This is a genomic window from Dyella choica (assembly GCF_003977665.1).
GTDB classification, from domain to species: Bacteria; Pseudomonadota; Gammaproteobacteria; order Xanthomonadales; family Rhodanobacteraceae; genus Dyella_B; species Dyella_B choica.
Genome location: NZ_RYYV01000019.1, coordinates 1 through 11519, shown reverse-complemented (window position 1 = coordinate 11519; position 11519 = coordinate 1). Strand labels below are relative to the sequence as shown.

7 protein-coding genes and 1 pseudogene are annotated in these 11519 nt (G+C 57.4%); 1 reads left to right on the top strand and 7 read right to left on the bottom strand.

Annotation, left to right across the window (positions count from 1 at the left end):
- Nucleotides 1–204: 204 nt before the first annotated feature.
- Both EKH80_RS19090 and EKH80_RS19085 read right to left on the bottom strand, forming a co-directional pair.
- On the bottom strand, nucleotides 205–864 hold the full coding sequence (locus EKH80_RS19090; protein ID WP_126686392.1) for a hypothetical protein: 660 nt from the start codon (nucleotides 862–864) through the stop codon (nucleotides 205–207).
- A 118-nt stretch (nucleotides 865–982) separates the two neighbouring features.
- Nucleotides 983–1885, bottom strand: coding sequence for a hypothetical protein (locus EKH80_RS19085; RefSeq protein WP_126686391.1), 903 nt, complete (start codon nucleotides 1883–1885; stop codon nucleotides 983–985).
- Between the two features lie 594 nt (nucleotides 1886–2479).
- On the opposite strand from EKH80_RS19085, the gene EKH80_RS19080 reads away from it, so the two are divergent.
- A complete protein-coding gene (locus EKH80_RS19080; RefSeq protein WP_126686390.1) occupies nucleotides 2480–3454 on the top strand; it encodes a TolB-like translocation protein in 975 nt (324 codons plus the stop codon).
- A gap of 731 nt (nucleotides 3455–4185) precedes the next feature.
- On the opposite strand, the gene EKH80_RS19075 is transcribed toward EKH80_RS19080, so the two are convergent.
- The 5 genes and pseudogenes from EKH80_RS19075 to EKH80_RS24535 form a co-directional block, all read right to left on the bottom strand.
- Entirely contained in the window at nucleotides 4186–6138 is a 1953-nt protein-coding gene (locus EKH80_RS19075; RefSeq protein WP_158628883.1) for an alpha/beta hydrolase family protein, read from the bottom strand.
- Between the two features lie 494 nt (nucleotides 6139–6632).
- Complete coding sequence (locus EKH80_RS19070) at nucleotides 6633–7022, bottom strand: DUF6869 domain-containing protein (protein ID WP_126686388.1); 390 nt, start codon at nucleotides 7020–7022, stop codon at nucleotides 6633–6635.
- Between the two features lie 2 nt (nucleotides 7023–7024).
- Complete coding sequence (locus tag EKH80_RS24400; protein WP_126686387.1) at nucleotides 7025–9247, bottom strand: RHS repeat-associated core domain-containing protein; 2223 nt, start codon at nucleotides 9245–9247, stop codon at nucleotides 7025–7027.
- A 13-nt stretch (nucleotides 9248–9260) separates the two neighbouring features.
- Nucleotides 9261–10319, bottom strand: coding sequence for an RHS repeat domain-containing protein (locus tag EKH80_RS24250; protein ID WP_230473826.1), 1059 nt, complete (start codon nucleotides 10317–10319; stop codon nucleotides 9261–9263).
- A gap of 363 nt (nucleotides 10320–10682) precedes the next feature.
- A pseudogene (locus tag EKH80_RS24535) lies at nucleotides 10683–11444 on the bottom strand (DUF6531 domain-containing protein); the annotation flags it as partial.
- Nucleotides 11445–11519: the final 75 nt, after the last annotated feature.

The following is an 11519-nucleotide window of genomic DNA, read 5'->3' as shown; positions in this document are numbered from 1 at the left end:
GCTGGGACGACAATCCCAGCTTTGCCTGTGACCTCTCGATGCCGGGATTGCCATCCCAGCCTACGCGCTGTCGATCAAGTCGAAAACGGGGGCGAGAGTCAGGCGGCGATACGCTCGATGCGCTTGATGTCTTTGCCCAGCGCAAAGTGAGCTTCTTCAAGATCGTAGTCGCCTTGCAGGCCGAGCCAGAAGCGTTCGTCAGCCCTAGCCATTCCCGTTGTAAAGGAGGAACTTACCCTCGCGCTCGCCCTTTTTCTCAAGAATGATGGAAGCCGCCAATCGCTTGGCCATTTTCTCCAGTATGGCATCGGGCGAATGAGTCCTCGAATGCTTTTGATAGGTATAAGTGGCCTGCACTTGCCCGCTGGATGTACTCAGGAGGCGCACTGAAACACCTGCGTGATTCGAATGAAACAGCAAGTTGCCGGTGCGAAAGTAATCCTGAACCTCGCCGTTCAGGACATAGCGGTAGCCTTTTTCCCTGGCATAGGCGATCGCCGCGTCGTCACTGAGCGCTGCCTTGGGCCCAACGGGCCTGGCCAGCGAGACGGCTTGCAGGCCCGGCATTCGCGAAATGGCGCTGACAAAGATCGAACTGGCGTTCAACCCGGAGCCATCGCAATCCGCCTGCTTTGCGATATCGCAGTCCTGCAACATCACCACGGCAATCGTGCTCCCGTGGGGAACGCGATGTTTTACCGTAGCGGGCGGACCGGCGGCACATCCCGCCAACAGCATCACCATGGCCAGTTGGACGAGTGTACGCATGGTCATGACTGACTCTCTCCAAGCACTTGCAAGTGCCACCGTGACGATGCAGGAGAGGATACCAAACGACAGGCGCAATCCGGTCAGGCTGACCACGGGTTCGGGAGGCGAACGTGACGCGATTCGCTACGCCCGCCTATATTGGTGGCCTTTTTCGAGCTTTAACGGCCCCCGCCCTTTTGCGGGGGCGCTCCCAATCCGATCAGAGGCTCGATCAAGCAGCGAACGGTTGAGCCGTTCCCGTCGCGATGTCGTCACCGCACACGTCACGCCATAGGTGGTACGCAACTCCGAACATCACCGTAAACATGGTGAGAAATAAAGCGATATAGAGCGGAAAGAGCAGCACCAGCATCAGCCATGCGCCGACCAGCTTGCCGATCAGGGCAAGCAGTAAGGCGACTATCCCAAAGCCGATGGCGACAGCGATCCAGGTAAGGACGAAGCCCAGTGCAAGCATAAGTAGCGGCAGCAAGTTTTTCAGCGCACCGATTGCGCCGTCGGCGATGGCGCCGAACACACCGCGGTCGCGAATTGACACCTGGCCAAGGCTGATGGAATAGAAACCCATCATGAAAATGCCGAGTACGGCGAGCAACAAAAAGGTGATCCCGAAGCCATCCGGCAATCCTGTGGGCGGCGGTAGATGATTGGCCCCTGCGGTCAGCACTTGCATATACCAGTGGGCAACGCCGCCCCCTGTCGTGGCAATAACAATGGCGAACGTGGCCAAATAAACCACCATCATCAGCACGCCGTAGCCGATCACGCGCAGCGCTTTGCCCTCTGCATAGGGCTTGATGATATCGCTTGCGCGGGCGGCCAGCCCCTGCTCAGCCGAATCGATCACTTTCAAGTAGCCGGCGTACAGCGGCAAGACGAGTAAGCTAAGCAGAACGGATAACGCCATAATCCATAAGAAAGCTGTCGGCTGCAGTGGCGTACCGGAATGCAGTGCATGAAGCTGCATGGGTAGCGTGATGAGCGTCGGGACCATCGCCGCGAGCAGCACCAGGACGGCGCCGCCGAAGAGCGGCTTCGGATGACGAAAACCCACGCTGATGCCGCGACTTAGCCAGCCAAAGCCGGCCCCTGGGCCCATTGATCGAATTGCCATAGGTCACTTCCCTGAGAGCGGCGCGCCCCCGCGCCGTGCGGGCCAAGCATAGCAAGCTCAGAGGGCCAGAATCTGGGAGGCCGGACGTCATTTGCTCGCCACCTCAGCGGAAGCTCACGGCTGTCCGGGGAAAATCGAGCATTTGGTCGCAGGGCTTGGCTTACCTCACCGTCATTCCGGCGGAGGCCGGAATCCAGTCTAAATACGCGTCCGAAGGACACAAAACCGGGCTTTGGGTGCTTCGCACGATGTATTGAAACTGGATTCCGGCCTGCGCCGGAATGACGGCGAGGTGCCATGTAGCCTCGCGATCAAGAGCTCGGTTTTCCCAGACTGCAGCGAGCGAAAGCGGGGAAGACGGCGAGGTGACTGGAAGCCTTAGGGTCAAAATCTCCCATCGAAAAAATTCGACCGCTGGTCCACCCCCATAAAACATCCACGACCAGGATCACGGCCTAGGAACCGACCCGCTCGCACACAGACCCGACCGCCCGCCACGCAAACGCAACCGCTCACCCCAAAATGGAAGCGCGTAATTTCCGTTTCACCGACAATGGTGCCGGGTTGCATAGACTTTCTATCAAGGGAGCAAGTATGAAGTGGCAGACACTGGCCTGGACCGTAGCTTTCGCGCTGACTTGCACCGCCCCGGCGAATGCTGCCGAATTGCTCGGCCCTGGCGTCATTTCCACTGGCCTGCAGGAAACCAGCGCGGCGCTATCGCCGGATGGGCAGACGCTGTACTTCATGCGCTCCGACTTTGCTGAGAAGGACGACACCATCCTGGTCTCGCACCGCCACGGCAAGCGCTGGTCCGCCCCTGAGATGGCGTCGTTCTCCGGGCAATGGCACGACTCCGAGCCGGCTTTTGCCCCGGATGGCAAGCGCTTGTATTTCGTTTCCAATCGCCCCGTGCATCCGGGCGACCGGCCGCTGGTCGCCGAGGCGGGCGGCCGACACTTTGCCGGCACCAACCTGTGGTACATCGAGCGCCAGGCGGATGGCCGCTGGGGCGAACCCCAACATGTGGACGGCGCGCTCAACGACGGCGCCACGCTCTACAACCCATCTGTGGCCGCCAACGGCGATATCTACTTTTCCGCGCGCCGCCCGGATTCCGGCAAGCTCTATCAGATCTACGTAGTGCACCCAGCCAGCAGCGGCTATTCCCCTCCACAGCGAGTGGAACTGGGGGATATCTCGCATAACCGCATGGACCCGTGCATAGATCCACGCGGCCGCTTCCTGCTGTTCGCCGGGGATGAGGGCGATTCACTGGGCAGCGCCGACATCTACATTGCCTTCCGCCAGGCCGATGGGAGCTGGCGCAAACCCGAGCACCTGGGCGGTGATGTCAACACCCAAAGCCTGGAAAACGCGCCGGCGCTAGGACCAACGTTTGGCGAGCTGTATGTATCCAGCAACCGCCAGGAAGACGTGCGCTTTCCCAAGACCCACGACACTGTGGCTACGCTGCAGCAGCGGCTGAGCAGTCCACTCAATGGTTCGCGCAATATCTGGCGGGTGGATATTTCCAACGTGCTGCGAGCGCATGGGATCAACGACTAGCGTTCATGGGGGATGTAATCCGAGGTATCCCCAAGTCATTTTCCCTGCCCCCAACCCATCACGGGACATTCCGAGTGGGTTAGGATGTTTCAACCACCTTTACTGTCATCCCAGCGAAAGCTGGGATCCAGCGACTTGCAGATCGCCAAAGACAGTGGATTCCAGCTTTCGCTGGGATGACGAGCAAAAACGTGGGCCAATGGGGGCCGTCCACCCTTTGACTTTTGACGGACCCATTCGTGAGCCGCTCCGATTTCTGTTTATTCCACAGAAGTCGCCCCCACCACAGACTGCCTGCTCGGAGCCGAACGAAACCAGGCACCCACTCGCGGGGAATACAGAAGCAGCAGCGCCAGAAGGCCTATCGCTAAAACGGTGGTCTCTAATGGGCTGTGCGCCTTCATCCCCAAGGGCACTGTAGCGGGATGGTGTAATTTCACTGCCAAACTCAACAAGAACACAATCGGCATCAGCCAAAGGCAGACCGTACGTATCCAACTAATGCCCCGCCACAATCCGTAAATTACGAGCGGCCGGATCACAATGAACCCTAGATACTTCCATATCATGGCCAGCGTAAGCGTCTGACCCGTAGAAAGCTGGGATCTCCATGCAAACACGTAGATGACTGCCATCACTGCGTACTCGCAGGCAAGTGCGATAAGGGAAATCTTCAACTCAATAGGCCGTCCCATAATCCCTCTTCAACTCGCGTACACACGAACCAACGCTCAATTCCCACCCATCCCCTTGGCGTCCCCGCTCCCCGCTTTTCCAGCACCTACATTTTCCGATGTTGGCCCAAGGTTATTGGCCAGGAAGGTGAGCATGCGGGTGTAGAAATCCTGCTTGTTTGCCGGGTCAGCGAGTCCATGGCCTTCCCATTCGTAGGTCACGAAATCCGGCGGACGCCCTGCCTTCTTCAGAGCGGATCGCATGGCGTTGGCATACTGAACCGGCACTCGGCCATCCTGCTCACCATGCGCCAACAGAACGGGAATCGTGATGGAGGAAGCGCGAGAAATCGGCGAGTCAGCGATCAAAGCGGCCTTGTCTTCGCCGAGCACCAAATTCAAGTAATGCATGCCGTAGTCGCTGCGATGGATATCGCCCCAGCGATAGAGTTTGCTCAGGTCATAGGGGCCAGCCAGCCCGATCGCGCAACGATAAAGCCCGGGTTCGCGCGCAGCCCCCATTAGCGCTGCGTATCCACCGTAGCTTGCGCCATAGATGCAGATTCGTTTTGGGTCCGCTACACCTTGTGCGATGGCCCATCGGGTGGCATCCGTGATGTCGTCCTGCATGGACAGCCCCCACTGGCGATAGCCAAGCTGCATGAAATGCAGGCCGAAATTCGCCGAGCCGCGAAAGTTCACGTGCAGCACGCTGTAACCGTGGGCCGCGAGAAGTTGAGTTTCCTCGTCAAACGTCCAATCGTCCGCGACGAAGTACGGGCCACCGTGGACAATCACTACCGTCGGCGCCGGGCCGCTCACTCCTTGCGCACGTGTAAGGAATCCATGCAGAGCCAGTCCGTCTCTGGCCTTGAATTCGATCGGCTCCATCACTGCCATGCGCGCAGCGTCAAGCCAAGGCCGAGCATGAAACAGCAGCGTGGCCTTGTGCGTGGCACGGTCCAACAGATACCACGAGCCGTTGTCGCGATCGCTGTAGGTATGCACAACAATGGTCGAACCATCGGCGGTACTGCTCGACACACTGACCACGCTGCCGGGAAAAGCCTTCACCAGCGCACTGTGCCATTTGGCGTCGTCGCTGTTCGGAGTCCAGTAACGCGCTTGTGGAACACCGGGACCGAACCAGGCGCCAATCGGCTCCTTGCCATCCATGGAATAGATGGTGGCAAGCGGATCTGACACTTTGTCGCTTAGCAGCTCGGTCCGCTTGCCGCTGGCAAAATCGTAGCTCTCGATGACATCGGGACCATCGACGCGCTCGCGGTCCAGGAAGGCGGTCTTGTTGTCGGCGGAAATACCGACCGGTATCACCTCAAGGTGCGTGACGTCGCTGTCGTTGAGCGAGGACCATTGCCCATTGTCGCCGCGCACATAAATCTGGCTTCGGGCCGTATTGCTCCAGGCCCAGGCGAACCTGACCTGCCCGCTGTGGTCGACCATCAGCGAGGCATCGCCCAAAGGAGCCTCGCCCAGCTCCTCCCCTTTGTCCACCAAATGGTTGATGTCGAGTCGTCGCAAGCTGTAGCGGCACTCGTGGTCCGCGCTGAAATCTTTGCATTCCCGAACCAGGATGTGGCGATCATCCCCGCGCACCGTTCCAAAGAAATTTGACGCCAAGGTCATCGGATGCTTCGCGTGAATATCTACCAGATAAATGAGGGGATCGAAGATGGGCTGGTGATACCTCTCCGAGGCACGGTTGAAGGCGATCACCAGGTGATCGGATCCCAGCCACGACAGTGCTTCAATTTCCCCGCGACTTCCCGTCCCGATCTGCGCAACCACATTCATATCCGAGCGCTGCAGTACCGTGACCGTCGTGTTTTCATCCTCTCTGTGCGCAATAGCCAGTAGCGCCCCATCGGGCGATATCGCCACCCGCTCGTATTCAGCACGCTGCAAGAAATCCGTGATCTTCGGAGCACCATCCGCCATGCAGGCGAATGACACCGAGACCAGCAGCCAAGCCAGCAAAAAGCGTTTCATCGGCATCCCCCTGATGCTTCGAACCCTGGAGCAATACATTATATAAAAATGTTCGCCAATGCTGGGTAATACGCCCCACGGCAAAGCCCGATGATCTATTCCTCGGCAAAACGCTTCTTCACGCCCGATCCCCTTCGGTTGAGAGATTGGAACCTAAATCGTTGCACTACTCAAAACCCCGGGGGCGCGCCAGCGAGCGCCCTTCCACCCGAGCCTTCCGATGCTCGTAGGAACGACGGATATACGCGTCTTCTCCGCACAGGAAAGCGCGACGCACGCAACTGGAAATACAGTGAAAGAAGCCTTCAGTTTCCGGGGCAACGATTTGGTGGCGCGGGTAAGTCATGCCACCAACGCTACGCCCCGCTACAAGCCTCTGACATCAGTCAATGGCGCGCGTGGTCGTCGGCGAAGGGCCATTTGATGGATGTCCTGGATCACTGTCCTGGATCACTGGATGTCCCAACATGTGCCATGCATGCGCCGACTACTCTTTAGTCTTTCCAAATGGCACTGCGTGCGCGAGCTACTCGTTTGGCAATTTCAGGCCGCATCCTACTAAGCCAAACCCCGCCCAAAAGATCGTCAAAATCAGGATTCTGTTTGGCCTCGTTCTCAACGAGGTCGATCATTCTCTCACCATGAAAGACCAACAAATCTTCCATAGGACCTGCGGCAAGATTTGCAAAGGCAAAGTCGTTTGGCTTCTCCTTGATAACTAGCACAATGAAGGCAAACGCCACCTCGGGGTCGTTTTTGACAAGATCGCAAACTTTTTCATACACCTCAAAATCGGCCATGTCGTTTGCCGTCTCCGCAGAGCTGTATTTATGGCAATAAGCCTTTGCCAACCCTCTGAGATCTGGATCATTCGGAACATTCATGACTATCTTCCTGCTGGCTTATCCGGGGGTGCAATGGTCGACCACAGGACTGCATTGGGCTCAACTGGGCAGTTCATCTCTCTCGCCTTATCGATCAGCTTTATAAGCCTTGCTTGCTCATTTCTAAATGCCTGCTGGTGCCCCACCCAAGAGCCACCTCTTCGACTTAAAGGCGTGATCATTGCGTTGTCGTACAGCTCACGGCGGTCGTAAAGCATGCCGAAATAGCGATCAATCACTATCTGCTTCTGTGCCTCGATCTCCGCGAGAATTTCCGAGCAATCATGCCCTGGGCAATTTTTCCCTGGTCCAGAATTTTGCCCGGACATCTCTGCCGCGATTAAAGTACCAGCAAACAATAGCGCCGCGGCTGCATCTGCGACGGGGTCCTCTGGACCTAGACCCGCTGCCTCAGCAAGTCCCGCGCGTTCAAGAGCAAGTGCCAGCGGGCTCCCGGGCGCTGGCGGCACAAATAAACCTGATGGATCGCTATAGCTAGCCGGATTTCCGTTGGCATATGCATACAAACTCCACTGCCCTCCCTTGAATCCGAGCGGGTCCACTTGCTGATAACGCCCTGTCGCTGGATCGTAATCGCGGTGGTGGTTGTAGTGCAACCCTGTTTCTCCATCGAAATACTGCCCCGGGAAGCGAAGGTTATATGTATAGCCGGTGCTTGTTGGCGCTTGCTCTCCCCAAATATTGCTCTGATATGCCCATGTCCAAACCGAGTTGCCGCCTCCATCCGCAATCGTTCGTGCCGTACCCAACTGATCCGCCGTCACATAGGCGATTGATATGGTAGTTCCCTGCGTATCGAGATTGGCTATCGGAATATCGTCGAGGTAGACGTATTCACGATTGGTCGCGCCGTATTCACTCAGCAACAGACTGTCCGCATCGTAGTTATAACGCTCTGTTGAGCTATTAGCGGTTTTGGCGACACGTTCCCCATCTGCGTTATAGGTGTATAAGGCAACCGTACTCTGATTCAGCTGCGCGAGCGCCATCCGGTTTCGCGCGTTGTAACCAAATCCATACGTGCTGCCAGCTTGTGTCACCGCAGTAGTGTTGCCATTGGCATCCACCGTTCGTGCGGCATTGCCCGTTGTAATCAGTTGGTGGGTATTGGGGTTATAACTGTACGCGCCAGTGGCGAGGCCACTACCCGTCTTGCTGAGACGATCGCCCGTTCTGTTATACGTCACGCTTTCCAACGCGCTGCCATTGGCTTCGGTGATAGACGTCAACCGATACAGCGGATCATAGCTATATGTCTCGGTTGCTGGATTCGCGCCTGGACTGTTGCCGATAGCGGTGATACCACCCATCACATCCCGCGCCACATGCAAAGTGAATGCCGGGCTGACGAGATCTGTCAGCCGGTAATTGGCGTCGTACGTGCGTGTGACCGCCTGGCCATTGCCCAGTGTGTAGCCGCTGATTGGCCCGAACGGCAAATAGGTCGCATAGCTGACCAGCGTGGTCGTGCCGCTCGGGGTGGTCGCGGTGACACCACTGATATGGCCGTTCGCATCGTAGCTGTAAGCTACCTGGTTGCCGCTTGGATGCGTGATGCCAAGGATCTTGCCGCCGGGGCTACGGGTATAGGTCGTCACATCCGTGTGGCCACTGACCGTCTGGCTCTTTTGGATCACATAGCCCTGGGTGTTGTAGCAGAATACCGTGGTGACAGCATTTTCGACCATGCGGGTCAGATGGCCGATGGGGTACGACGCGGCGCAGCCGGTGACAGAATTGGACTCGTCGTAGGTATAAGTGATGTTCTGGGTGGTGTCGGCGTAGTTGGCGCTCAGACGACGGTCCTGGGCGTCATAGGTGTAAGTAACAGAGTTCCCGTTGGCGTCGAGGGCGGTCAGCACATTGCCAGCGGCGTCAAAAGTCTTGGCCGTGACTCCGGAATCGGGGCTGGTGAGCTTGGTTTCATCCGATAAGCCGTCGTACTGGTAAGTCGTGTTAAGGCCGCTGGGATCAGTGATCTGGGTCACGCGATCCAGGGCATCGTAGGTGTAGGCGGTCTTGGTGTTGGCAGTCTGTGCCACGACCGGTGCGGTTACGATGGCCATTGCCATACCAACCGTAAGGCCGGTCAGCAGCTTCCTGACCATCATCGTGCGCGACCCTATGTCCATTCGGCCCCCTGGTGTCTTGTCCGAGGTTCCGTTCACAGCGGCCGAGCTGTTCACTGCTTGTCCTTGCTTCATGGCTGGCTCCCTGTCAGTTCGTGCCGTTGTAGTTGTCGAGGGTCTGCACCAGGCGATTCAGGGCGTCGTAGCCCTGCTGGCGCTGGATACCAAGACCATCGGCGCTTTGCACCAGGTTGCCGTTGGCGTCGTAGCTGTTGCTGGCGCTGGCATCGAACACGGTGTGACTAAGACCGTCCATCACCTTGGTGAGCTGGCCCAGGGGGTTGAAGGTCCGGCTCAGACTCTTGTGCAACGTGCCCGTCGAGTCATAGACCTGCTCGGCGGTTTTGTTGCCGGCGTTGTCCAGGGTGTATTGGAGGTAGTTGCCTTGCGCATCGGTGATCTTCACCAGGCGGTGCGCAGCGTCGTAGCCGTAGGTGGTGGTGACGCCATCGGGATCGGTGACGGTTTGCACTGCGCCATAGGCGGTGTAGGTGAACTTGCTGGTGGCGCCACCGACGTTGCGCGAGCCAACCCAGCCACGCGAGGTGTAGGTCGTATCCGTGTTGAGACCGTTGGCATCGGTCTGCCGGGTAATGCGGCCATCGGCGTCGTAGGAGGCGATGGTGGTGACGTGGCCGGAGGGATCGGTGATGGTGTGCAGGTCACCGGCTTGGTAGCAGGCCGCACCGGGGGTACCACAGCTCGTCGCACTGCTGCTTAGGTAATAGCTGTAGGTGGTGGTCTGGATGGTGTCGGTGCGCGGGCCGGTGGCCGTGAGCATCAAGCCCACAATTGGGCATTGCGTGGTGTCGATTGCCGTGCAGTAGGTATAGGTCCGGCGACGCACACCCGCCGGCGTTGTACCGGTGTTGCTGCAGGCGTAACCCGATGCAGTGTTGTTGCTCGGATCGATGTCACAGCTAGCCAGCGTTTGACCGGCGGCGTTGTAGACCCATTGAGTACTACTGACCGTATTGCCACTGGCATCAAGGACGGTGCGTTGCAATGGTTGCCGGATGGCTTCGTTCCAACTTGTCTGGATAGTTCGTTGTGCTGCGGTAGCTACAGCCTCCACCCTCTGGATTTCCAAACCACTACCATCTGTTGCGTAGGTGTATTTGGTGACGTTCCCGGACGGATCGGTCACCTGTGTTCGATTGCCATTGACGTCATAGACGTATGACGTCGTTGCGGTCGTACATCCGCTACAAGAGCTAGCCACGCTGGAAACGAAAGACCGACTGTTTATGGTCGTCCAATTGAACGTGCGCGTTGCATTGAGCGGCGTAGTGAACGTGCTCGTTGTTGGAGAACCAGCAGGAAAGTTTGAGATGAATGTATTGACGCCACCGGCGTTGGATGTTTGGTAGGGCTGATTGATGCTCTGGTAGGAGAATGTGGCAAATCGTACACCAGCCTCATCCACCAGACCGGTCATCAGATTCGGATTATTACCCCCAGCATACGCTGCCTCGTTATAGACGTACTGGAATGTCTTCCCATCCGGGTAAGTGACTGTCGTCAGATTCAGATTCGCATCCTGTTGATAGGCAAGCGTCGATCCATCCGGAAGCCCCAACGATGCGAGCGAACCCGAACTCGTGTAGGTTAATTTCAAAATGCGCCCCGCTGGCGACGTGATGGACGCCAACACCACGTCAGTTGCGCCTGCGACAAGGCCCGGTACACTGATGTAAGTAAATGTCGTCGTCTTGCCAATAGCATCGGTAACACTCAAAAGACTGCCTTGGGTCGAATACAGCTCGGTAACGCGGTTGGCGGCATCAAAATACTTCCATCCTGAGACGTTTCCAGAGCTATCGTAGAGCTCCGTCAACTGATCATGGACGTCCGTGCTAGAGGCCCAGGTCTGCGGCCCACCGTTGTTGTAGCTCGATGTGAAGACGAGCTGGCGCCCGTCATCTCGAACCACATTTATAAGAAGCAAGCTCTGCGAATACGGATCTCCGCCGCCTGATAAAATGTAACTGGGCGGCGAGGCTTGAGTTAGGTCCAAGTATCGCGAGTAACTGTACGTCCACTTCGAACCAAGATGCCATCCTCGTGTCTGGGTGGACAACGAGTTGTAATAACGCCTGAAAACAACATCACCGTCAATGACGGTATCCGTCACTTCCTCGAAACGATTGCCGGTGGAGACGTCGATGGGATCAGCACACGAGCAATCCGGCTTGCCTATCGCATTGGGTGGAACAAATCCACTCTGTGGCGTACTAAGCCATGTGAATATCTGATTGAAACCACAGCACAAAGGAAAGGCCCAACCCGTTTGACCGGCCCACCCCGTTTGACCCGGGGGAGGAATCTGCCAGGTGGAGTACGTTGC